This window comes from Streptomyces lancefieldiae, from assembly GCF_031845825.1.
GTDB classification, from domain to species: domain Bacteria; phylum Actinomycetota; class Actinomycetes; order Streptomycetales; family Streptomycetaceae; genus Streptomyces; species Streptomyces lancefieldiae.
Genome location: NZ_JAVRFH010000023.1, coordinates 92,130 through 115,448 on the forward strand (window position 1 = coordinate 92,130; position 23,319 = coordinate 115,448).

Below are 23,319 nucleotides of genomic sequence, written 5' to 3' on the forward strand. Positions count from 1 at the left end.
CGGCAGGTGAACGGCTCCCGAGCGCCGGCCCGGCACCGCCCCACCGCGCCCCCGGGCGCCGGCTTCAGCCCTCGCCCGCCGCCCGGGGCGGGCGGGCGAGGGTGCGTGGACGCCCTTCCGGCTCACCGCGTCTCACGTTCCAGGTGTGCGCGGAACGTGCGCGCGGGCCGCCCGGTGAGGCGCTGGACGGTGTCGGTGACCCGGTCCTCCGCCCCCTCGGCGATGGCCAGGTCCATGCCGGCCAGCATCGCGGCGAACTCCGCCGGCACCTGCGCCGTGAGACGGTCGCGCATCTGCTCGTAGGTCAGACGGAGGTGGTCCACGGGTCGGCCGGTGACCTCGGTGATGGTGGCGGCGATGTCGTCGTGGCTGAGGGCCTCGGGCCCGGTGAGGACGAGATCGGTGTCGGGCGCGTGCTCGTCGGTCAGCGCGTGGACGGCGACGGCCGCGATGTCCTCGGCGTCGACGAAGCCGACCCGGCCGGTCCCGGTGGCGGTCCGGATGACGCCGTCCTCACGGATGCTCACGGCGTGTGCGTGCGTGCCGGTGAAGTTCTGCATGAACCATGAGGGCCGCAGGACAGCCCACTGTTCGAACAGGTCGGGCAGGGCCCGGTGCACGGCTCCCACAGCCGGGCCGCCCGCGGGGATGGCCGAGGAGCTGAGGAGCACCGCGCGGTGCACGCCGGCGGTGCGCGCCTGCCGGAGGAACGGGAGCATGACCGCCGCCGGGTCGGCGTCGCCCAGGGGCGGCAGGAGGTAGACGCGGTCGGCTCCGTCGAGGGCGGCGGCGTGGGTGGCGGGGTCGTACCAGTCGAAGGGGACCGGTTCCGCGCCGGGGACCGGGGTGGCGCGACGGCTGGCCGCTTTGACGCGGTGGCCCGCGGCCGTCAGCTGGGCGGCGGTGCGGCTGCCGGTGGTGCCGGTGGCGCCGATGACCAAGGTGGTGCCGGTGACGGTCATCGGTCGCTCCCCGTGAAGTCGGCGCCGGGTTCGGCCACGGCGAGCGGGTTCCAGTAGTCGCGGTAGGAGGTGAAGAGCCCGTCCCGGACCGTCACGACGGCGATGTAGGTCATGTCCAGAGGACGGCCGGTCTCCACCAGGCGGCCGACGCCGCGCATCTCGACCACGACGGTCTCGGGGTCGGTGGTCTCGTGGATCCGCACCTCGGGGAAGTCGTGCAGATCGATGTGGTCCGGGTAAGGGCGCATGTACGCGGCGATGGCCTCCCTGCCCTCCAGGCGCTTCGGCCAGCCGTCGGGGGCGAACGGGAACTCCATGAGGCCGTCCTCGGCCCACAGGGCGACCCAGCCGGGAATGTTCTTGTCCAGCAGCAGCCGCAGGCTGTGGCGGTAGAGATCCGCCGGAGAAGTCGGTGCGGACATGGGTGTCCTCCCTCTCGTAGAACTCGTAGAATGCGGACCGTGGGTCCGCTTTGACGATACGGACCCACGGTCCGCTTTGCAAACGAGGAGCCGCATGCCCGAGCGCAAACCCCGCAAGGACGCCGTCCGCAACCGGCAGGCCGTCCTCGCGGCCGCCGACGCCCTCTTCGCCCACCGCGAGAGCCCGGAGGACGTCACCATGGCCGACATCGCGGCGGCGGCCGGTGTCGGCAAGGGCACGCTCTTCCGAGCCTTCGGCGACCGCACCGGCCTGATCCGCGCGCTGTACGAGGCGCGGCTGGAGCCGGTCCGGGAGGCCGTCGAGGCCGGCCCCCCGCCCCTGGGCCCCGCCACCCCGCCGCGGCAGCGCGTCCCCGCCCTGCTCGACGCCGTCCTGTGCTTCAAACTCGACAACCGCCGCCTCGCGCTGGCCCTGGAGGAGGGCGGGAACGGCTCCCCGTACCAGGCGGAGCACTACGAGCGGTGGCACGGCCTGCTGCAAGGCGTACTGGAGCAGATCCCCGGCCTGACCGGCAGCGCCTTCACCGCCCACGCCCTGCTCGCCGCCACCCGGGCCGATCTCGTCGAGCACCTGGCCGGGAGGGAGCGCGTGCCGCGCGACCGCATGCGGGCGCAGTTGGCGGACTTCACCGCCGGAGTCCTGGACGGCGGCGCCGGGAACGGCGGGAGCTGAGGCCGGCGGCGCGTCACCCGACGGCCGCCGCCCCGCCTCACGCAGCCCCCTCCCCAGGGTCTCCCCCTCGCAGGACACTTGACCGACGCCCAACCGGGGAAGGACCCCCGGAATGGGCCGGGAGAGCCCCAGCGGGGTCTGGGGACACCCGGGTGATACCGATGCCGCCGGAGGGGGCGCGACATGCGGGACAGTCATCGCGCGGAGGCCGAACGGCTGCTGACGCGGGCCGTGGAGGAGGAGGTACGGCGCTCCGGCGGACGTACCGACGGGAACGTACTGCTGTCCAGGGCGCGCGGCGCGCTGGACGCGATGGCGGGGACGGCCGCCGAGGAGTACGCCGCCTACACCCACGCCCTCGACGAGGCGGCGGCCGGTCAGCTCACCTTCCGGCAGCGCTACGCCCGGGAGGGCGCCGGCACGCCCCTGCTGGTGGCCGCCGTGGCGGCGGTCGCCGCGGTGGTGGCCGACATGGCGCTCGGCACCGGCACGGGCACGGCGGTGGGCGCGGGTGTGACCGTCGGGGTCGTCGGCGCCGCGGCGACCGTGGTGAAGGTGGTCGGGTCCCACGTGCCGGCCGCCCACCACCGCGCCGGGGCCGTCAGCCAGCCCGGCGGGCCCGAGCAGCTGCGGTTGCAGTGGCTGACGGCGCTGGAGGTGCGGGGCATCCGGCCGTTCCTGGACCAGCAGCGGATGCTCGCCGCGTCCACCGGGCCGGCCAGGACCGGGCCGAAGCTCCGGGGGGCCGACAAGAGCGCGGCGGCCCGGGGGCGCAGCGCGCTGGAGCAGTCGTTCGGGCAGCTGCCGGAGCCGGCGGGCGTGTTCACGGGCCGGCGGCAGGAGATGGCGCGGCTGCGGCAGTGGGTGCAGGCGGCCCGCGCGAGCACGGAGACCAAGCCGACGGTGGTGGTCCTGCACGGGGAGCCCGGCAGCGGCCGCACCGCCCTCGCCGTCCGGGCCGCCCACGAACTGCGGGACCACTTCCGCGGCGCGTGCGTGGTCGATCTGCGGGGAGACAGCCCCTCGTCGACGGGCGAGTCGCCGCTGAGCACCCGGGACGCCCTGCTGCATCTGCTGAACCGGCTCGGGGCGCCCCGCGAGCAGCTGCTGTTCCGTGAGCGCTCCTCGGCGGACCAGCAGGTCAAGCGGCTCGGCGAGCTCTACCACCAGCATCTGACGGGCGTGCCGGTCACGGTGGTCCTGGACGACGCCTCGGACGCCGAGCAGGTGTGCACACTGGTGCCGGAGCGGTCGGACAGCCTGGTGCTGGTCACCGCGCGGGAGGCCCTGCGACTGCCGCCCGGCCTGCCCGCGCGGGTGCACCACCTGCCGGTCGAGGCGCTGGACGCGGCGGGCGCGGAGGAGCTGCTGGCGGCCGCCGCGCAGGACGCGTCGGGGCCCTACGACGCCGAGTCCGCCGACCGGATCCGGCACCTGTGCGGCGGGCTGCCGCTGGCGCTGCGCATCGCGGGGTCGTCGCTGGGCCCGCGTTCGCCACGCGCCCTGGCGACCGACCTGGGCGCCTACGGGCCGGTGGAGCCGGTCGAGCGGGCCCTGTGGCTGCGCTACACCGACCAGCCGGAGCCGGCCCGGCGGCTGCTGCGCCGGCTGGCGCTGGCCGGGCGCACCTCGCTGGGTGCCCCCGCCGCCGCCGCGCTGCTGGCCACGGACGAGACGGAGGCGGTCCGGCAGCTCACGGCGCTGTCGCGGGCGGGCCTGATCGACCACGTCCGGGGCAGCCGCTACCGGCTGCACGACGTGGTGCGGGCCTTCGCCCGGGCCCGGCTCGCCGACGAGGAGGAGCCGGGTGAGCGGGCGGCGGCGCAGGAGCGGCTGATCGCCAACTACGCCGAGCTGGCCGACTCGGTGCTGCGCCTGGTCGACGGCAACATGTCGACCCGCTCGGACCGGTTCGGGCAGTACGGCTTCACCTCCCTGGACGAGGCGTTGCGCTGGCTGGACGACGAGTCGAGCTTCATCACGGCGGCGCTGCGGCACGCGGAGGGCGTCGACCAGGGCACGGTGCTGAACCTGCTGGGCGCGCTGTGCGACTACTGCCTGCTGCGCGGCGACCTTTACCGGCTGGGCGAGATCAGCGAGCTGGCGCAGTCCGTGGACCAGGGCCTGCTGGTGCGTTCGGTGCAGTGGCGTACCGGTATCGCGGCCCGGCAGCTCGGCGAGCTGGACAAGGCGCGGACCACGCTCACCTCCGTGGTCGACCTGTACCGGGAGGCCCACCACGACGCGGGGGCGGCCCGCGCCCTGTGCTCGCTGGGCATCACCCTGCACCACCAGGGCAACCTGACCGAGGCGGCGGCCAAGCTGCGGGAGGCGCTGGACCTCCAGGCCCCGCCCGAGCTGGCCACGGACCGGGCGTGGACGATGCACGCGCTGGCGGCGGTGCAGCGGGACCGGGCGCGGCTCGCGGAGGCCATGGACCTGCTCACCGAGTCACTGGTGCTGCACCGCGCGGGCGAGTCGCTGCACGGCCAGGCGTGGGCCCACTTCCAGCTCGGCCAGCTGCGGCTGCGCATGGGGGACGTACCGCGGGCCGAGGCGGACCTGCGGGAGGCCCTGGAGTTGTACGGCCGCACCCAGGACGCCCGCGGCGAGGCCTGGGCGCTGACCCAGCTGGCGCGGGCCCGGCTGGTGGACGGGGACGTGTCCGCGGCGGTGGAGGGGCTGCGGCGGGCGGCGGCCCGGCACCGGGAGAACGAGGACGCGCGCGGCAAGGCGTGGAGCATCTACTACCTGGGCCAGGCGCTGGAGGAGACGGGCGCCCTGGACCAGTCGGTGCGCGCACTGGAACGCTCCCGCACGATGTTCTCCCGGATGCGGGACGCGTACGGCCTGGCCTGCGCACGGCACCATTCGGCACGCGTGACCCGCGACCAGCGCGCCGCCCAGACCGGCTCGCTGCGCAACTCCGGTTTCGCCCGGCAGCTCCTGGTGGACGCGCGCGCCGACTTCCAGCGCATCGGCGTCGGGCACGGGGAGGCCTGGACCTGCCTGGAGCTGGCGGTCGTGGACGCGGGCAACGCCCGTACGCCGCAGGCGCTCGCCCTGTGCGACGAGGCGGCGGCGCTGTTCTCCGCGTACGGCGATCTACGGGGCGAGGACTGGGCCCGCTTCCTGCGCTGCACGCTGCTGCCGTACGCCGCCCCCGGTGGCGTGGAGGTCGGTACGGCGGTGGCGCAGGAGGAGCTGGCCCAGCTGGCCCGGGCGCGCCATCCGGCACGGGACGGGAAGCTCGACGACTACGTGGAGGCGTACCAGCTCCTCCTGGAGCGGGGCGTCCAACTGGAGGCGGGCTGGCAGGCCTGGCGCCTCGGCATGGTCCCGAACCGCCAGGCACGCGAGGTGATGGGCGTGGCGGTCACGGCCCGGCACTGAGCCCACCGTGCCACCCACCCCTGCCGGCCCGCATCCGCTGCGGCTCCGTGGGTGTCGTTCGCATCAGGCCGGCCGGCTCCGGGTGACGGCGCATCGCTAGGCCGGCTCCGGGTGACGGCGCATCGCAGGCAGGCCGAGCGGGGTCAGGTGCGTGCGGCCGCACGGCGTAGGAGGGCGCCGGGGCTGAGCCCCGGCGACCGAGCAACGCGGCAGACGGTCTTGCCGGACCTCACGACCCCGGCAAGACCCGAACGACACCGCCCAGCTAGCCCCGCTGCGGCTTCACCCGGCCGCCGGAGGCGGAGGCCTCCGCCTCCGCCTCCGGCGTCTCCTTGAAGTCGACCTTGCCCATGTGCCGGCTCATGGACCGCATCAGACCCCACACCGCCAGGGCCATCACCGCGAAGACGACGAAGCCGAGGACACCGGGGGTGACCTTGTCCTCGTCGAGTTCGGCGAGAGTGACGAGGTGCGTCATTGCCAGGCTTGCGCTTGCACTCATGTCAGGCATTGTCCCGGATGCCCGCGAAGAGGTCGTCCTCGGGGAGGGATGTGTCCACGAGAGACTTGGCGAGCTCGTACTCCTCCGTGGGCCAGACCTCCTTCTGGACCTCCATCGGCACCCGGAACCAGCCGCCGTCGGGGTCGATCTGCGTGGCGTGCGCGATCAGCGCCTTGTCGCGGATCTCGAAGAAGTCGGCGCAGGGCACGTGCGTGGTGAGCGTGCGCTCCTTGCGCTCGAACTCCGACCACCGCTTGAGCCAGTCCCCGTACGGCGACTCCAGGCCGCGCTCCAGCAGCGCGTTGTGCAGCGCCTCGGTGCGGGGGCGGTTGAAGCCCTGGTTGTAGTACACCTTCAGCGGCTGGTACGCCGCCCCGTACTCGCCCTCCGGGTACTTCTCGGTGTCGGACGCACCCTCGAAGGCCACCATCGTGATCTTGTGGGTCATGATGTGGTCGGGGTGCGGGTAGCCGCCGTTCTCGTCGTAGGTGGTGATCACCTGGGGGCGGAAGGAACGGATCTTCCGCACCAGCTCGCCGGCCGCCTTGTCGACGTCCTCCAGGGCGAAGCAGCCCTCCGGCAGCGGCGGCAGCGGGTCGCCCTCGGGCAGGCCGGAGTCGACGAAGCCGAGCCACTCCTGCTTGATCCCCAGGATCTCCCGGGCCTCGTCCATCTCCTTCTTGCGCACCTCGTGAATGTGCTCCTCGATGTACGCGTCGCCCTGGAGCTTGGGGTTGAGGATGGAGCCGCGCTCGCCGCCCGTGCAGGTCACCACCAGCACGTCCACCCCCTCGGACACGTACTTCGCCATGGTGGCCGCGCCCTTGCTCGACTCGTCGTCGGGGTGGGCGTGGACGGCCATCAGTCGCAGCTGGTCAGTCAAGACTCAATCCTCGGTCAGTCGGCGCCCTGGGTGTACGGCGCGATCCAATGGTCGCCGCCCCGCAGGGGCGTCCGTGAGGGGCGGCGGTCGGGTGGCGTGTGGAGGCTTCTATAGTGACCGAATCGGGGGGCGAATAATTCCGGAGCCGGGGAAGACCGGGCCCCGGGGCCCCTTCCGGGACGCGCCCGTCCCGCTCCTGCCGAGAGGACGATATGAGCACGGCGACCACGCGCACGCCCGAGAGCCGGTACGGCCGCTCCTCGGACGAACGGGCGGACCACACGCTCAAGGTCGTCGGAGCCGTGCTCGGCGCCCTCCTGCTCGCGGTGATCGGCTGGTACGGCTACCACTACGTCGGCCAGAACAAGATCAGCGGCGAGCTGATCGGTTTCGAGCTCGCCGAGGACTCCGTGCAGGTGCACCTGGAGGTCCGCAAGGACGCCGGTGTCACCGGCTACTGCACGGTGCGCTCCCAGGCCGAGGACGGCGGCGAGGTGGGCCGAGCCGACTTCCGCTTCGCCGGGGACGCCACGCGCGTCGACAAGGTCGTCACCCTGCGGACCAAGGCCCCCGGCACCACCGCGGAGCTGCTCGGCTGCCACCCTCAGTGACGTCGCCGAGGTCCGTCACGGAGGTCCACCAGTGCGAATCCGCCACCTGTGACCTGCGGTGACATGAATCTGGTGGCTTATGTCCTCCCCCTTTGGCCACTCAATTGTTAGGCTCGTGGTTTCGCCCTTCCGTGGAGGAACATCCTTCTGGGTAGGGCGTGATTTGTATCCCCAGTACCGACGAGGAGCACCCGTGACCCAGACCAGCGAGAACGTCACCTGGCTGACCCAGGAGGCGTACAACAAGCTCAAGGAGGAGCTTGCATACCTTACTGGTCCCGCGCGTACCGAGATCTCTGCCAAGATCGCCGCGGCGCGCGAGGAGGGGGACCTGCGCGAGAACGGCGGGTACCACGCGGCCAAGGAGGAGCAGGGCAAGCAGGAGCTCCGCGTGCGCCAGCTGACCCAGCTCCTCGAGAGCGCCAAGGTGGGTGAGGCTCCGGCCGCGGACGGCGCGGTGGCGCCCGGCATGGTCGTCACCATCGCCTTCGACGGTGACGAGGACGACACGCTGACCTTCCTGCTCGCCTCGCGCGAGTACGCGAGCTCGGACATCGAGACCTACTCGCCGCAGTCCCCGCTGGGCTCGGGCGTCATGGGCCACAAGGTCGGCGAGGACGCGCAGTACGAACTGCCCAACGGCAAGCCCGCCTCCGTGAGGATCCTCAAGGCCGAGCCGTACAACGGCTGACCGGCCCGTCCCCGGCCGGCGCGCCCGGCCGTCCGCCGTTGACGATCCCCCGACGTCCTGGTGAGACCGACCGCGTCTCCCGGTGACGCCGGGGGTTTCGTCATGTCGCGGCCGAATACTGCGGCCGGACGTCGCGGCGGAATACCGCGGCCGAATACCGCGGCCGGGCAATCCGCGGCACGCGGGTCGGGTCGCGCTTGCCGACGGCCGCGGTCGTCCGCGGGTGGACGGCCGCTTGTGGACGGCCGCTTGTGGACGGCCGCTTATAAACGACACCCCGACGCGCTCGCCGCCCGGTGCGGCCTTGAGCCGGTCGGAAGGCGCCGCGGGCGATGACGCGGCCGCGGACGACCGACGAAGGCCGGAGGCCTCACGCCTCACGCCTCACGCCTCACGCCTCACGCCTCACGCCGGGAAGATCGGACCCCTCAGCCGATGACGGGGTACCCCGCCTCCCGCAGCGCCCGGTCGACCTCGGCGCAGTGCTCCGGGCCCTTCGTCTCCAGGTGCAGCTCGACCTCCGCCTCCGTGAGCCCGAGCCGCGGATCGGTCCGGACGTGGCTCACGTCGAGGACGTTGGCGTCGACCGCCGACAACACCCCGAGCAGCGTGGCCAGGGCCCCGGGCCGGTCCGTCAGTCGCAGCCGGACCGCCAGATAGCGGCCCTGCGCGGCCATCCCGTGCCGCAGCACGCCCTGCATCAGCACCGGGTCCACGTTGCCGCCGGACAGCACCGCCACCACCGGCCCCTCGAAGGCGCCCGGGTCGCTCAGCAGCGCCGCCACCGGACTCGCCCCGGCGGGCTCCACGACCAGCTTGGCCCGCTCCAGGCACAGCAGCAGCGCGGTGGACAACTCGTCCTCGGAGACCGTACGGACCTCGTCCACCAGCTCGCCGACGATCCCGAACGGCACGTCACCGGGCCGCCCCACCTTGATGCCGTCGGCCATCGTCGCCGGGTTCTCGACGGCCACCGGGCGCCCCGCGGCCAACGACGGCGGATACGCCGCCGCGCCCTCCGCCTGCACGCCCACGATCCGCACGTCCGGCCGCAGCGCCTTCACCGCGACCGCGATCCCGGCCACCAGCCCTCCCCCGCCGATGCCGACCACGACGGTCCGCACCTCGGGGCACTGCTCCAGGATCTCCAGCCCGACGGTGCCCTGGCCCGCGATGACGTCCGGATGGTCGAAGGGGTGGATGAACACCGCGCCCGTCCGCTCCGCGTACTCCTGCGCGGCGGCCAGCGTCTCGTCGACCACCTGCCCGTGCAGCCGCACCTCGGCGCCGTACTCCCGGGTCGCGCTGATCTTCGGCAGCGGGGCGCCCTTCGGCATGAACACCGTCGAACGCACTCCGAGCAGCGACGACGCCAGCGCCACGCCCTGCGCGTGGTTGCCCGCGCTCGCCGCGACCACCCCGGCGGCCCGCTCCTCGGGCAGCAGGCCGGCGATCCGGACGTAGGCGCCGCGCAGCTTGAACGAACCCGTCCGCTGGAGGTTCTCGCACTTGAGGTGCACCGGCGCGCCGACCAGCTGGGACAGGTGCCTGCTGCCCTCCATCGCCGTCACCCGCGCGACGCCCGAGAGCATCTTCTGGGCTCCGCGCACGTCGTCGAGGGTGACGGGTCGGACAAGGGCGGCCGCGCTGTAGCTCATACGTCCCAGCATCGCAGTTCACCGAAGTCCGGGACCTTTGTGACCAACCTCCGAGACCGGCTTTGTCCGGCGCCCGTACGCCTCGCCGCCCGGCCGCGTACCCTGTCCCCCAATTAGCAGCCCTCCAAGAAGTGAGCCCCCGGCCATGCCCACAACACCCGAAATGTCGATGGCCATGACGACCGCCGGTGACACCGGTCTTCTCGAGACGCTCCAGCACGAGGTGGCACTCTTCGCCCGTCGTGCCGAACAGACCCGGCTCGGCGGCGTCGGGCAGGTGCGCAACTCCATGGACCGCGCCGCCTACCTGCTGCTCAACCGCCTCGACAAAGAGGGCCCGATGGGCGTCAAGGCACTCGCCGCGAGCATGGGGATCGACTCCTCGACGGTGACCCGGCAGGTGGCCCCGCTCGTCGACACCGGGCTCGTCAAGCGGACCTCGCACCCCGAGGACGGACGCGCGGTGGTGCTCCAGCTCTCCCCGCGCGGCGTGTCGCGGCTGGAGGAGGTCCGCTCCTCCCGGCGTCAGCTCATGGCCGAACTGACCCACGACTGGGCGCCGGAGGAGCGCGAGGCGTTCTGCACGCTCCTCACGCGCTTCAACGGCGCCCTGTCCGCCCGTATGACCCCCCAGGGCGTGACGGGCCCGCAGTCGCCGTCGGTCTCCTGAGCGACCCCGCGAGGGTTTCCGCGGCGGATCGCACCGGACTCTTGACCGGCGGGCCGCCCCTGGCCTGAATAGGAGACCTCAAGGGTCGTCGTACGAGACCCGGGGGCCGTCGCCCTCCGGGCGGGAGGCGCGATGCGAGAACGGCATGCGTCCCGTAGTGCCCACCGGGCAGGGGAGTTCGAGGCGTTCGTCGCGGGCGCGGCAGGGCGGCTGCTGCACACCGCCACCCTGCTCACGGCCGAGCCGCCGGACGACAACCCGCACGCGCGGCGTCTGCTGGGCCTCTCCCTCGCCCACACCTACGCCTGCTGGGACCGCCTGCGCGGGGAAGACCCGTACGACCTCGCCCGCCAGTATCTGGCCACCCGTTTCGCCCGCGAGGCCTGGCACCGGTACCGCGGAGGCCTCGGCCGGTCCCGCCGGCACCCCGCCGGCACCCTGGGCGGGCTCGCCCCGCAGGAACGCCTGATCCTGGTGCTCAGGCTCTACGAGGGCGTCGCCGAGGAACAGACGGCCGCCCTGCTGGGCCTGCCCGTCGAACGCGTCCGGACGATCTGCGACCGGGCTACGGCCACCCTGCTGCACCCTCCCGCCCGGCCGGCCCGGCGGGCGGCGCAGGCGGAGGCGGAGGCTAAGGCGGCGACGCCATGACGGGCACGACGACCGGCTCGACGACCGGCACGCATACGTGGCGGACGCGGAGGCGGCCCCGGTGAACCGCCCCCAACGGGAAGCCGCCGCACGGCGGATCATGGAGCAGTCACCGCCGAGAGTGCCGCCCGAGCTGTACGCCGACGCCCTGCGCCGGGGCGGACGCATGCTGCGGCGCAGGACCGCCGCCCGCCGCCTGCTGTGGCTGCTGCTCTGCGCCGCGGCCGTGGCGTTCACGGTCTGGGCGCTCGTCGCCCAGCCCTGGGTGGAGCCGCCGTCGGACACCACCCCACCCGTGACGGGCTGGGAGGGCTGGTGAGCTGGTGAGCTCCGGACTAGCCCAGGGCCTGGTGCAGGTCAGCCAGCAGGTCGTCGACGTTCTCGATGCCGACCGACAGGCGCACCAGGTCCGCCGGCACCTCCAGGGCCGAACCGGCGGCGGAGGCGTGCGTCATCCGGCCCGGGTGCTCGATCAGCGACTCGACGCCGCCCAGGGACTCGCCGAGCGTGAACACCTTCGCGCGGTTGCAGACCTCGACGGCCGCCTCCTCGCCACCCTCGACGCGGAACGACACCATGCCGCCGAACGCCTTCATCTGCTTGGCCGCGACCTCGTGCCCGGGGTGCTCGGGCAGCCCCGGGTAGAGCACGCTCGTCACGCGCGCGTGCCGCGTGAGCATCTCGGCGACCTTCGTGGCGTTCTCGCTGTGCCGGTCCATGCGCACCGCGAGCGTCTTGGTGCCGCGCAGCACCAGCCAGGAGTCGAAGGGCCCGGCGACCGCGCCCATCGCGTTCTGGTGGAACGCCAGCTCCTCCCCCAGCTCCTGGTCGTCGACGATCAGCGCGCCGCCCACGACGTCCGAGTGGCCGCCCATGTACTTGGTCAGCGAGTGCACGACGACGTCCGCGCCGAGCGCCAGGGGCTGCTGCAGATACGGCGTGGCGAAGGTGTTGTCGACGACGAGCCGGGCCCCGGCGTCGCGGGCGACCTGGGCGACGGCGGCGATGTCGGTGATGCCGAGCAGCGGGTTGGACGGCGTCTCCACCCACACCGCCTTGGTCTTCGGGGTGAGCGCCGCCCGCACGGCGGCGGGGTCGCTCGAGTCCGCCACCGACCACTCCACGCCCCACCGGGTGGCGACCTTGGCGAAGAGGCGGAAGGTGCCGCCGTACGCGTCGTTGGGGATGACCACGTGGTCGCCGGGGCGCAGCAGCGTCCGCAACAGGCAGTCCTCGGCGGCCAGTCCGGACGCGAACGCGAGGCCGCGACGCCCGCCCTCCAGGGCGGCGAGGTTCTCCTCCAGGGCCGTACGGGTCGGATTCGCGCTGCGGCTGTACTCGTAGCCGCCGCGCAACCCTCCGACGCCGTCCTGCTTGTAGGTCGACACCTGATAGATCGGCGGGACGACCGCGCCCGTCAGGGGATCGGCGGTGTTGCCCGCGTGAATCGCGAGCGTCTCGAAGTGCTGACTGATGTGCCTGTCACTCATGGGCACCGAGGGTAGCCGCGCAGGACGCTCCGCGCGTTCTTCCACAGGGCGCGGCACAGGTTGGCCAATTGTCGGCGGCGTCTGGTTCGCTTGAGGCATGGAGATTCTCTGGGTCCTGATAGCACTGGTCATGCTGGGCTTCGTGCTGCTTCCCGTTCTGCGGCGCCGACGGAGCGCGGTCGGCCTGGTCCACCCCGGCCACCCGGACGCGGCGGACCCCGCGAACTACGGCTTCGCCCGCGAGGAGGAGCTGGACATCCGCATGCCCGGCCCCGACCAGGACCTGCTGGACGTCCTGGACCTGGTGCAGCGCACGCAGGACTACCGGGGGGCCCAGCAGCTCCTGGCCGGCACCGAGGCGGAGGGTGAGCGCCGCTGGCAGCGCGTGCAGGCCTTCGCGGGCGCCGCGTCACTGGAGCTGGCGCAGCGGCCCGGAGGGGTCGGCGAGACGCCGGGTGGGCAGTGGCTGCGCGTGTGGCGCGCCGAGGCCCCCAAGGACGCGGGCGGCGCCGCGGTGCACGCCGAGTTCCTCGTGCAGCAGGCGTGGCGGACGGCGACGCCGGGCACGGACGAGTTCCGGATCATCATGGAGGAGGCAAAGGCGGCCTGCGGCGAGGCGGCGCTGCTCGCCCCCGGCGACCCGGTCCCGTACATCGCCGAGCTGTCGGTGGCCCGGGGCCTCGGCTACCCGCGCGAGGACTTCGAACAGCTCTGGCTGAAGATCCTCGACCGTGCCCCGAACCACATGGGCGCGCACCTGGCCGCCCTGCACTACTGGTGCGAGAAGTGGCACGGCTCCCGCGAGCTGGCGTACTCCTTCGCGGAGGCCGCCGCCGCCCGTGCCCCGCAGGGCTCGCTCCTCGCCGCGATGCCGCTCTTCGCGGTCTTCGAGCACCTGCCGGAGGTCAATCTGGTCAGCGGCTTCTACCAGAGCGAGGTCGTCACCAAGGCGGTCCACGGCGCGCTGCACGCCGTCCACTCGGCCCGCCGCGACGACCCGATGCAGGCGCACGTGCGCCATCTGCTGGTCTTCTTCCTGGTCCGCGGGGAGCGCTGGGCCGAGGCCATGAACCAGCTCATACTGATCGACGGCCATGTCGGTGCCCTGCCGTGGTCCCTGTCCACCGACCCGGCGGCGGAGTTCGCGGTCTACCGCGCCCTGGCGGTGGCCGGCTACGAGGCGAACGGCGGCAGCCCGGCGACCCTGCCCCACTGAGGGGTCTCCCCGGTCTGAGTGGTCTCCCCCGATGCGCGGCGGCCCGGCGGGATTCCGCCGGGCCGCGCCCACCTCACGGTCGGTCCCCGCGCGGTCGGTCCTCGGGGATCAGTCCTGGGCGCGGGCGGGCAGCCGCCACCCCGGGCGCGGGAAGTGGCAGGTGTAGCCGTCCGGGTAACGCTGCAGGTAGTCCTGGTGTTCGGGCTCGGCCTCCCAGAAGGGGCCGACCGGCTCCACCTCGGTGACGACCTTGCCCGGCCACAGTCCGGAGGCGTCCACGTCCGCGATCGTGTCCTCGGCGATCCGCTTCTGCTCGTCGTCCACGTAGTAGATCGCCGAGCGGTAGCTGAGGCCGATGTCGTTGCCCTGACGGTTCTTGGTGCTCGGGTCGTGGATCTGGAAGAAGAACTCCAGGATCGTGCGGAAGTCGGTCCGCTCGGGGTCGAAAAGGATCTCAATGGCCTCCGCGTGCGTGCCGTGGTCACGGTACGTCGCGTTCGGCACGTCTCCCCCGGTGTATCCGACCCGGGTCGCCGTGACGCCCGGAAGTCGGCGGATCAGCTCCTCCATCCCCCAGAAGCATCCGCCCGCAAGCACGGCCCTCTGCGTTTGCGCAGCCATTGCGCCCTCCAATATCTGTACCTCGGTCGATCGGGCTCCGCGGCTGGCACATCACCGGCACCTCACGCCCACACTCGTCAACGCACGAGGGTTCCAGGCGATTCCGTGCCCGCCCGACCGGCCGCGCGGCCATGCCCGGTGCTTCCGATCTGTCCCGTCCGACTGCGATGCTGGGGACACTCAACGCTGCTCTATGATCACCTGGCTCGCGTCGGACACCCCTGGAGCCCGGCGGCACCCCCTGGAACACCGGCGTGCTGACGGAAGAGGGCCCGGCGCGCACGAAAGGGGAGGGGAACGGAGCACATGCGGAATCGTTTCAACCGGGGCGTGGCGACACTCGTCGGCCTCGCGCTCGCCGGTACCGGCCTGGCCACCGTGAACGCCGCTCCGGCGGTCGCGAGCTCGTACGACTGCCCGGCGGGCTACTTCTGCGGATGGACGGGCGAGAGCGCCAACGGCTCGATGTGGAAGACGAACAAGAGCGTCGCGGATCTGGGCAGCTGGGACAACAAGATCCGCTCGTACGTCAACCGCACGACGTCGATCGCCTGCGTCTACGAGGACAAGGACTACGTGCCCTGGGGCGGTTACTGGGCCCAGGAGCCGAACTCGCCCGGCGAGCTCAACGGGGACCCGGTCGCGACCACCAGCTCGATCAAGTTCGTCCGTACCGAGCGCGAGTGCAGCCGGCCCGCCTACCCGAGCTGGGTCTCCGAGACGTCACCGACGGCGCTGGGCTTCGGGGACATGAACGGCGACCGCAAGGCCGACGTGATCACTCGCGACGAGGCCGGACGGCTCTGGTTCTCTCCGGGCGACGACACCGGCCGCCTCATCGGCACGGCCGGCTGGAACGGCATGAGCGCCCTCACCCGGCACGGTGACTTCAGCCGCGACGGCCGCGAGGACCTCATCGCCCGCGAGGCCTCCACCGGCAAGCTGTGGCTCTACCCCGGCACCGGCACGGGCTCCCTCGGTACCCGCGAACTGATCGGCAGCGGCGGCTGGAACGGCATGAGCCAGATCACCGCCTTCGGCGACCTGACCGGTGACGGCCGCTCCGACCTGATCGCCATCGAGAAGGCCACGGGCAAGCTGTGGCTCTACCCGGGCACCTCCACCGGCACGCTCGGCACCCGCAAGCTCATCGGGACCGGCGGCTGGAACACGATGAACGCGCTCGTCGGCATGGGCGACGTGGACGGCGGCGGCCGTCCCGACCTCTACGCGCGCGAGGCGTCCACGGGCAAGCTGTGGCTCTACCCGGGCACCTCCACCGGCACGCTCGGCACCCGCAAGCTCGTCGGGACCGGCGGCTGGAACACCATGGCGGACTTCCTCTCGGTCGGCGACTTCTCCGGCGACGGGCGCCCCGACCTGGCCACGGTGACCAACGACAGGTACGTGATCGACGGCTCGGCGGGCCACCTGGGCTGGTTGGTCACCTACCAGGGGCGCGCGACCGGCGCCCTGGCGGCCGGTCAGCGGGCCGACGGCGAATGGTGGGGCCTCAACGGCTTCTGCTAGGGCCTGTCCGGACGAGCCGTTCGGGTCCGCGGGGACGGCCGGGTGCCGTCCCCGGCGACCGGCTGGAAGTAGTGGTCCAGCGCCCACGCGGCCACGTCCGAGCCGGCCCGGCAGCCGGCCACGTCCGCCGTGCGGGTGTGGACGCCGCCCCACACGCGGGCGTCGGCGACGTCCCGGTTGAGGTCGTCGGCGGACCCGTAGAACCGCGTGGTGCCGGTGACCTGGGAGGGGACGTGGAGGTCGATGCGCGAGGTGCCGAGGACGCCGGTCAGTGCGCGTGCCACGGCAGCGGCGACGGTCGTGTGGCCGGCGACGTGGTCCGGGTGCGGCGGGGTCGGGAGCAGCGGCTCCCAGGCCGGGTCCGCCGTCGTGGCGGGGTTGCCGTCGGTGTCGGCGAGGTGGATGGCCGTGATCGGCCGCCAGGAGGCGTAGTGGAGCTTGGCGTCCCACGCCGTGACGACGGCGTCGGTCGCCGACGCGTTCACCGCGGCGAACAGCCGGGCCGTCTCGACGATGCCGAGCCGGTGCCGGGCGGCGTGGTCCCGTACGGCTGACTGGACCTGTTCGACCAGGTTGCCGCTGAAGAAGAGGGCGGTCTCGGTCTGCCGCGCGCTCCTGCCCGAGCCGGTCTTGCGGCCCATGGCCTGCACCTCCCGGACGTCCTCGGCGTAAGCGGCCGAGGAGAGGGCGGGTGGTCCGGCGGGGCGGAACTGCCGCGGGGAGACGAGCAGGAGGGGGCGGAGCCTGGCGAGCCAGGTGTCGATGAAGGGCTGGAACGCGGGCGGGGTGGGCCGCCAGACGCCCGGTGCCGGGGAAGCGGTGAAAGGAACGTCCGCGAACCTTCCGTCCCCTTCCCGGAGTTCGACGATGCGGGCGGCGGCGCGCTTTCCGTAGTCGACGCCCCGGTCTCTGGCCTGACCGGCCGGAAGAGCGGCGAGCGAGTCCGCGTAGGCGGTGTCGAGCCGCTCCTGGAAGGCAGGGAAGTAGGTGACCAGCACGTCGTGGGCCGCGGTGGCGGCGGCCGCCTCGGCGGACGCCCGGGCCGGACCGCGCTCGCGCCACTCGTACAGGGCGTAGCCGCCTTCGATCCCCACCACGGCGTTGTACACGGCGACGGAGACGAACCCCTCCCAGATCGCCGCCTGCCCGGACGGGCGGGGGCCGAGGCTGGTCTTGATCGTGTCGGTGGCGATGGCGTTCCACTCGCGGACCACGGCTGCCGGGTCCGCCGCGGTCCGGGTGTCCGCGTCGGAGGGACTCGTCGCGGCGGTGAGCGTCCCGAGGGCGACGGCCACGGCGGCGCAGACGAGTCCCCGGACACGTGAACGCGCGGGAACGGGAGAAGGGGGCTCTCGGTACACAGCGTGCTCCCTGGAGTCGAGTGCCCAAGGCTTAGCAACGCCCCATCGCGCGAGCAAGACAACTCGCCGCACACCGGACACTCCAGGGTCCCCTCGAACCCCTCACCACCCGCTCCGAGGAGTTCACCCTCGGAGCGGTCGGACCGGTCCGACCGCTCCGACCGGTCGGTCAGATCGTCGCCGTGTCGATCACGAAGCGGTACCGCACGTCGCTCGCCAGGACCCGCTCGTAGGCCTCGTTGACCTCGGACGCGGAGATCAGCTCGATCTCGGCGCCGATGCCGTGCTCGGCGCAGAAGTCCAGCATCTCCTGGGTCTCCCGGATGCCGCCGATCATGGACCCGGCGAGGGTCTTGCGGCCGCCGAGCAGCGAGAACAGGTTGAGGGAGACGGGTTCCTCGGGGGCGCCGACGTTCACCAGGGCGCCGTCCGTGCGCAGCAGGCCCAGGTAGGCGCCGAAGTCGAGCGGGGCCGAGACCGTCGAGACGATCAGGTCGAAGGTGCCCGCGAGCTGCTCGAAGGTGGCCGGGTCGCTGGTCGCGTAGTAGTGGTCGGCGCCCAGCTTCAGGCCGTCGTCCTTCTTGCGCAGGGACTGCGACAGCACGGTCACCTCGGCGCCCAGGGCGTGCGCGAGCTTGACGGCCATGTGGCCGAGGCCGCCCATGCCGACGACGGCGACCTTCTTGCCGGGGCCGGCGTTCCAGTGCTTGAGCGGGGAGTACGTGGTGATGCCGGCGCAGAGCAGGGGCGCGGCCTCGTCCAGCGCGATGCCCTCGGGGATGCCGAGGACGAAGTCCTCGTCGACGACGATCTTCTCCGAGTAGCCGCCGTAGGTCGGCTCCCCGTCCTTGCCCATGCCGTTGTAGGTCCCGATGTTGCCGCTGGCGCAGTACTGCTCCTGCCCGGCCTTGCAGTTGTCGCACTCGCGGCAGGAGTCGACCATGCAGCCGACGCCCACCCGGTCGCCGACGGCGAACTTCGTCACGCCGGGGCCGACCTCGGAGACGATGCCGGCGATCTCGTGGCCGGGGACCATCGGGAAGATGGCCTCGCCCCAGCCCTCGCGGACCTGGTGGATGTCGGAGTGGCAGATGCCGGCGAACTTGATGTCGATCAGGACGTCGTGCTCGCGCACCGCGCGCCGCTCGATGGTGGTGCGCTCCAGCGGAGCCTTGGCGGCGGGTGCGGCGTATGCGGCGACAGTGGTCATGCCGGGGGGTCTCCGGATTCTCGTGAGCCTCGTGGCCCGTTTCTCGGGTGTACGTCCACCCTGCCTGGCCCGCGGGCATTCGCCCAGGTCACGGTTGTGCCTACGTCCCGCGTGCGTACCACTGGCGGGGTCAGCCTCCGGTGCGTACGACCGGGAATACTGGAGGGCATGGATGGACAGCTGGACCGGCGTGCCGAACTGAGCGAGTTCCTGCGCACCCGGCGGGCCCGGCTGAAGCCGGAGGACGTGGGGTTGCCGTCGTTCGGGAGGCACCGCCGGGTGCCGGGGCTGCGGCGGGAGGAGCTCGCGCAGCTCGCCGGGGTGTCGGTGGCGTACTACACGCGCCTGGAGCAGGGCAACGGACGGAACGTGTCGGTGGAGGTCCTCGACGCGATCGCCCGCGCGCTGAGGCTGTCCGACGCCGAGCAGGCGCACCTGATGCATCTGGCGAAGCCGAAGCAGCAGCGCAGGCGGGCGGCCGGGCGGGCCCAGCAGCCGGTGCGGGTGGCGCTGCTCCAGCTGCTGGAGTCGATCGACACGGTGCCGGCGTACGTGGCGGGCCGACGGTCGGAGATCCTCGCCTGGAACCGGATGGCGGCGGCCCTCTTCGGCGACTGGGGCGGGCTGCCGGCCCAGGAGCGGAACTGGGCGCGGCTGGTGTTCCTGAACCCGGAGTACCGCGAGCTGTTCGTGGACTGGGACCAGAAGGCGTCCGACATGGTCAGTTTCCTGCGCATGGACGCGGGCCGGCACCCGGACGATCCGCGGCTGTCCGCTCTGGTCGGCGAGCTGTCCGTGAAGAGCGAGGAGTTCCGGCGGCTGTGGGCCACGCACGACGTCAAGGAGAAGAGCTACGGCGTCAAGCGGCTGCGGCACCCGCTGGTCGGTGACCTGACCCTGTCCTTCGAGACGTTCCGGATGGTCGACGACGAGGAGCAGTCCTTCGTCACCTACCACGCCGAGCCGGGCTCACCGTCGGCGGAGGCGCTGCGGCTGCTGGCGAGCTGGGGAAAGGACGCGGCGGTTTCCCTGCCGACGTGACGCGATCCGGCCCGGCTCAGCCGGTCGGGACAGGTGTGCGTACGGCGACGGCCCGCCCGGCGGGGTGCCGGGCGGGCCGTCGGGCCGGGTAGCGGGCTACTTGCCGTAGTAGGCGTCGTGGATCGAGATCACCGACTCGTTCTTGTTCTTGTCGACGATCGTGGCGCGGAAGGAGACGGACTTCCCCTTCGCCGGGTTCTTGACGCTGATCCTGCCCTTCGTCACGGTGACCTTCTTCCAGGTCCTGCCCTGGTCGTAGGAGACCTGCACCGTGAGGGACTTGAGGTTGCGGCCCGCGGCGGCGCCCTCGACGGTGACGGGGATGCTGACCGTCCTGCCCGCCGCGACCTTGCTGTCCAGGCCGGTGGTGACGGCGAAGCGGGCGGTGGACGCGGGGAGCTTGGTGAGGTCGGCCGTCCTCTTGGAGCGGAACGTCCAGCTCGCGTCGATGCGGCTGGAGGCCGCGGCGACCTTGGCGGAACGCTTGACCGACGTCGTCAGCCGGTACCGGGCGTCACCGGAGGGGACCGTGAACTCGCCCTCGCCGAACAGCGGGTCCTTGTGCGAGCCGACCTTGGTGCCGTTGCGGTAGAGCGTGGTGGCGACCGAGGTGAAGGCCGAGGAGCCCGCGTGGCCGTGGCCGTCGGCGAACAGCGGGACGCTGCCGGTGATGATGTCGCCGTCGCGGTGGAGACCGAAGTCCGAGGTGAGGCGCGGACCGAAGACGGCGGTGTTGAAGGTCGCCGAGTAGCTCTTGCCCGCCTTGTAGCGCTGCGGGGTGCCGAGCGTGTAGGCGGCCTCGACGACCGGGAAGCCGTCGGCGTCGACGCCGCCGTACTGCTCGAATCCGACGTCCCACGTCACGCCGTCCCCGGTGGACAGGTGCAGGGTGCGGTTGCCGGGCAGGGGCTGCTCGACGGCGAGCGAGGAACTGCCGGCGCCGCCGGGCAGCCAGCCGGTCGCGGAGACGGCACCCTTCCTGCCGCTCGCGGAGGCGCCCAGGCCGGCCTTGAGGGTGGCCAGCTCGCCCGCCCGGTAGTGCCGGGTGTAGCCGGTGGCGAGCTGCTTGACCTTTCCGCCGGCGACGGTGTCGTACTCCTCCTTGCCGCCCTTGGTCCAGTGGCCGTTCCACTGCTGGCTGAGCGAACCGTCGGTGACCTGCGGGCCGAGGTGCTTGGTGCGCAGGCCCGCGTAGGAGTCCAGCCACCAGCCGTAGCCGTAGCTGTCGCCGCCCGCCTCCACCGTGAAGTCCACCAGGGCGGACCCGGACTTGGCCGCCCTGTCCGGCACGGTGACGTCCACCGGCTTCGCGGTGCGCGCGTCCAGGGTGACGGTGGTGTTCCCGGTGACGTTCAGCTTCGGCTGGGCGATCCAGTCGGCGCCCTTCCACGTCTCGGGATCGCCGCTCACGAGGATCGAGGAGTTGAGGACGTAACCGCCCCTGGGTACGCGGACGGTGACGGTGCCGTCGGCCTCGTACGGGTTGAGCCACACGTCCTTGGCGAGGCCGGAGACACCGGTGAGGTCGGTCTGGTAGTTCGCGCTCGGCCTGCCGTCGCGGCCGATGGTCTTCAGCGTGACCTCGTACGACTCCACCTCACGCTGTACGGCGGCGGCCGTGCGGACGGTCTGCCCGGCGCCGGTCGCCGTGACGTACGCCGAGTAGGCGCCGTCGACCGTGCCGCCGAGCCTGGTGTCGGCGGTGAGGGCGACCGAGGCCTTGCCGCCCGCCGGGACGGTGACCGACGTGGCGCCCAGCGTGAAGAAGCCGGCGGGGGCCGCCCTGCCCCTGGGGTCGGTCGCGGTCGACGTCAGCTTCAGCGTGACGTCCTCGGTGCCGAGGTTGCGGTACGTCAGCTGCTTGGTGACCGGTTCGTCGTCGGTGTGGGGCCACTGCTGGGTGCCGAAGGAGAGGGACACCGGCTCGGCGAACACGGTCTGCCCGACCGCCTTGCCGGCCTGGATCCGGCCCGAGCCCTGCTGGAAGGGCGTGTACGCGCCGCCCTTGGCCGACCCCGTCAGCGCGCCCTTCAGCTCGGCGTACGTCCAGTCGGGGTGCCGCTGCTTGAGGAGGGCGGCGGCACCCGCGACGTGCGGGGTCGCCATCGACGTACCGGAGATGGTGACGTATCCGGTGGGCTTCTCGCCGACCTCCTGGGCGATGACGCTGCCCTTGGCGGAGGCGGCGGTGATGTCGACGCCGGGAGCCGTCACGTCGGGCTTGATCGCGCCGTCGAGGCCGGGGCCGGTGCTGGAGAAGGGGGCGAGCTTGTCGTCGTCGTCGACCGCGCCGACGGTGAGGGCCGCGGCGGCGCTGCCCGGGGAGCCGACGGTGCGGTCGCCGAACTCGCCCTCGTTGCCGGCGGCGATGGCGAAGAGGATGCCCTTCTCCTCGGAGAGCTTGTTGACCTCGGCCTCCAGCGGGTCGATCTCCGGGGTGTCGCCGCCGCCGAGGCTGAGGTTGACGATGTCGGCGCCCTGTGCGGCCGCCCACTCCATGCCGGCGAGGATGCCGGAGTCGTCGCCGAACCCTTCGTCGCTGAGCACCTTGCCGTTGAGCAGCTTGGCGCCGGGGGCCACGCCCTTGTACTTGGCGCCCGCCCTCGCGCCGGTGCCGGCCGCGATGGAGGCGACGTGCGTGCCGTGACCGTACTTGTCGGTGGCGTCGGGCGAGACGGAGAAGTTCTTCGACGCGACGACCTGGTTCTTCAGGTCGGGATGGGTGGTGTCGACGCCGGTGTCCAGGACGGCGATCTTGACGCCCTTGCCGTCGTATCCGGCGGCCCACGCCTCGGGGGCGCCGATCTGCGGCACGGACCTGTCCAGGCTGGCCTTGCGAACGCCGTCGAGCCAGACGTGCGCGATGCCGGAGGCGGTCTTGTCGCCGTCGGTCACCGCGTCCCACAGCTCGGGCGCGTCCTCGTGCGGAGTCTGTACGGCGTCGGCGTTCAGGGACGTCAGCGCGCGGCGGAGGGTGCCCGCGTCGCGGACGTCGGCCTTGGTGGCCTTGGCGCTGCCCTGGTAGCCGACGATGACCTTCAGGCCGTTCTTCTGGGCCTGCCGGGTGGTGGCCTTGTTCAGCTCGGTGATGTCGAAGAGGCGCCGGTCCAGCCTGCCGGTGGCGACCAGGCGGGCGGCGTCGGCCGGGACGACGAAGGTGTGGCCGCCGGCCCTGCGGACCTGGACGGGTATGTGCTCGCGCCCCTCGGCCCGCTCCAGGCCGACGACGCGGCCCTTGGCGTCGACGGCGACCCGGTCGCCGGTGATCAGCGTGACGCGGTGCCTGACCGTGCCGGCGGCGCTCTGTTCGGCACCGGCCTGTGCGGCACCGGCCTGTGCGGCGCCCGCCCGTGCGGCGTCGGTACGCGCCGAGGCCCCCGTCCGCTCCGCGTCCGCCGCGGCCGGGCTGGTCATGCCCGCCGCGAGGGCCACGGCCGCCGCCGTGGCGACCGTGGCCGCGCCGGCTCTTTTCACTTGTCTGCGCAACGTTCCCCCTTGCGGAAGTACCGGGAGAACTCCCCATTCACCCGGCCGGGGGTGGTCTCGCACGCGTGTGCTCCCCCGGAGCTCGGAGTATGCCGAGGGCCGGTCAGCCGCTCAAGAGCGGAAACGGCGGTGGCCGCGGACGTTCGTTAAACCGCCTGACAACTGTTACGAGACCGCGGTCCGGCGTTACATGCCCGCACGAACTCCGTTACGTACTCGCGGGGTTG

At 72.6% G+C, this 23,319-nt stretch carries 20 protein-coding genes; 10 read left to right on the forward strand and 10 right to left on the reverse strand.

The window, feature by feature from the left end:
- Positions 1-122: 122 nt before the first annotated feature.
- Both RM812_RS22465 and RM812_RS22470 read right to left on the reverse strand, forming a co-directional pair.
- Positions 123-962, reverse strand: a complete 840-nt coding sequence (locus RM812_RS22465; RefSeq protein ID WP_311575032.1) for an NmrA family NAD(P)-binding protein — start codon at positions 960-962, stop codon at positions 123-125.
- Positions 959-1,384, reverse strand: a complete 426-nt coding sequence (locus RM812_RS22470) for a nuclear transport factor 2 family protein (protein ID WP_311575033.1) — start codon at positions 1,382-1,384, stop codon at positions 959-961. Before RM812_RS22470 ends, RM812_RS22465 begins: the two co-directional genes overlap by 4 nt.
- 94 nt (positions 1,385-1,478) lie before the next feature.
- Here RM812_RS22470 and RM812_RS22475 point away from each other — a divergent pair, with 94 nt between their 5' ends.
- Complete coding sequence (locus RM812_RS22475; protein ID WP_311575034.1) at positions 1,479-2,078, forward strand: TetR/AcrR family transcriptional regulator; 600 nt, start codon at positions 1,479-1,481, stop codon at positions 2,076-2,078.
- 183 nt (positions 2,079-2,261) lie between these two features.
- Positions 2,262-5,471, forward strand: a complete 3,210-nt coding sequence (locus RM812_RS22480; protein WP_311575035.1) for a tetratricopeptide repeat protein — start codon at positions 2,262-2,264, stop codon at positions 5,469-5,471.
- Positions 5,472-5,736: 265 nt separating this feature from the next.
- Here RM812_RS22480 and RM812_RS22485 read toward each other — a convergent pair whose 3' ends face one another.
- Positions 5,737-5,982, reverse strand: a complete 246-nt coding sequence (locus RM812_RS22485; RefSeq protein WP_311575036.1) for a hypothetical protein — start codon at positions 5,980-5,982, stop codon at positions 5,737-5,739.
- Positions 5,975-6,856: a mycothiol conjugate amidase Mca gene (mca, locus tag RM812_RS22490; RefSeq protein WP_311575037.1), complete on the reverse strand. Its 882-nt coding sequence runs from the start codon at positions 6,854-6,856 to the stop codon at positions 5,975-5,977. The genes RM812_RS22485 and mca overlap by 8 nt, the downstream gene beginning before the upstream one ends.
- A 212-nt stretch (positions 6,857-7,068) precedes the next feature.
- Between mca and RM812_RS22495 the strand changes: the two genes are divergently transcribed.
- Together RM812_RS22495 and greA are read left to right on the forward strand one after the other, a co-directional pair.
- Positions 7,069-7,467, forward strand: coding sequence for a DUF4307 domain-containing protein (locus RM812_RS22495; protein WP_311575038.1), 399 nt, complete (start codon positions 7,069-7,071; stop codon positions 7,465-7,467).
- Positions 7,468-7,660: 193 nt separating this feature from the next.
- Positions 7,661-8,158 carry a transcription elongation factor GreA gene (greA, locus tag RM812_RS22500; protein WP_311575039.1) on the forward strand — a complete coding sequence of 166 codons (498 nt, stop codon included), beginning with the start codon at positions 7,661-7,663 and terminating at the stop codon, positions 8,156-8,158.
- A 428-nt stretch (positions 8,159-8,586) separates the two neighbouring features.
- Here the strand turns inward: greA and ilvA are convergent, their stop codons facing one another.
- A complete protein-coding gene (gene ilvA, locus RM812_RS22505; RefSeq protein WP_311575040.1) occupies positions 8,587-9,816 on the reverse strand; it encodes a threonine ammonia-lyase in 1,230 nt (409 codons plus the stop codon).
- A 169-nt stretch (positions 9,817-9,985) separates the two neighbouring features.
- Here ilvA and RM812_RS22510 point away from each other — a divergent pair, with 169 nt between their 5' ends.
- From RM812_RS22510 to RM812_RS22520, 3 genes are all read left to right on the forward strand, one after another.
- Entirely contained in the window at positions 9,986-10,486 is a 501-nt protein-coding gene (locus RM812_RS22510) for a MarR family winged helix-turn-helix transcriptional regulator (RefSeq protein ID WP_449657846.1), read from the forward strand.
- 132 nt (positions 10,487-10,618) lie between these two features.
- A complete protein-coding gene (locus tag RM812_RS22515; protein ID WP_311575041.1) occupies positions 10,619-11,137 on the forward strand; it encodes a sigma factor-like helix-turn-helix DNA-binding protein in 519 nt (172 codons plus the stop codon).
- Positions 11,138-11,198: 61 nt separating this feature from the next.
- On the forward strand, positions 11,199-11,456 hold the full coding sequence (locus RM812_RS22520; protein WP_311575042.1) for a hypothetical protein: 258 nt from the start codon (positions 11,199-11,201) through the stop codon (positions 11,454-11,456).
- 16 nt (positions 11,457-11,472) lie between these two features.
- On the opposite strand, the gene RM812_RS22525 is transcribed toward RM812_RS22520, so the two are convergent.
- The gene (locus RM812_RS22525) at positions 11,473-12,627 is read right to left on the reverse strand and encodes a cystathionine gamma-synthase (protein WP_311575043.1); all 1,155 of its coding nucleotides are present in this window, start codon (positions 12,625-12,627) and stop codon (positions 11,473-11,475) included.
- Between the two features lie 97 nt (positions 12,628-12,724).
- Between RM812_RS22525 and RM812_RS22530 the strand changes: the two genes are divergently transcribed.
- Positions 12,725-13,843 (forward strand): hypothetical protein, encoded by a 1,119-nt coding sequence (locus RM812_RS22530; protein ID WP_311575044.1) that lies wholly within the window; start codon positions 12,725-12,727, stop codon positions 13,841-13,843.
- Between the two features lie 108 nt (positions 13,844-13,951).
- Here RM812_RS22530 and msrA read toward each other — a convergent pair whose 3' ends face one another.
- Positions 13,952-14,464 carry a peptide-methionine (S)-S-oxide reductase MsrA gene (msrA, locus tag RM812_RS22535; RefSeq protein WP_311575045.1) on the reverse strand — a complete coding sequence of 171 codons (513 nt, stop codon included), beginning with the start codon at positions 14,462-14,464 and terminating at the stop codon, positions 13,952-13,954.
- A gap of 306 nt (positions 14,465-14,770) precedes the next feature.
- Between msrA and RM812_RS22540 the strand changes: the two genes are divergently transcribed.
- Complete coding sequence (locus tag RM812_RS22540) at positions 14,771-15,994, forward strand: FG-GAP-like repeat-containing protein (protein ID WP_311575046.1); 1,224 nt, start codon at positions 14,771-14,773, stop codon at positions 15,992-15,994.
- Here the strand turns inward: RM812_RS22540 and RM812_RS22545 are convergent.
- Positions 15,991-17,289 carry a vanadium-dependent haloperoxidase gene (locus tag RM812_RS22545; RefSeq protein WP_311575047.1) on the reverse strand — a complete coding sequence of 433 codons (1,299 nt, stop codon included), beginning with the start codon at positions 17,287-17,289 and terminating at the stop codon, positions 15,991-15,993. The two genes, RM812_RS22540 and RM812_RS22545, sit on opposite strands and share 4 nt — an antisense overlap.
- 235 nt (positions 17,290-17,524) lie before the next feature.
- Positions 17,525-18,565 (reverse strand): NAD(P)-dependent alcohol dehydrogenase, encoded by a 1,041-nt coding sequence (locus tag RM812_RS22550; RefSeq protein WP_311575048.1) that lies wholly within the window; start codon positions 18,563-18,565, stop codon positions 17,525-17,527.
- 168 nt (positions 18,566-18,733) lie between these two features.
- Between RM812_RS22550 and RM812_RS22555 the strand changes: the two genes are divergently transcribed.
- Positions 18,734-19,606, forward strand: coding sequence for a helix-turn-helix domain-containing protein (locus tag RM812_RS22555; RefSeq protein WP_311575049.1), 873 nt, complete (start codon positions 18,734-18,736; stop codon positions 19,604-19,606).
- Between the two features lie 96 nt (positions 19,607-19,702).
- On the opposite strand, the gene RM812_RS22560 is transcribed toward RM812_RS22555, so the two are convergent.
- Entirely contained in the window at positions 19,703-23,092 is a 3,390-nt protein-coding gene (locus RM812_RS22560) for a S8 family peptidase (protein ID WP_394816503.1), read from the reverse strand.
- Positions 23,093-23,319 lie beyond the last annotated feature (227 nt).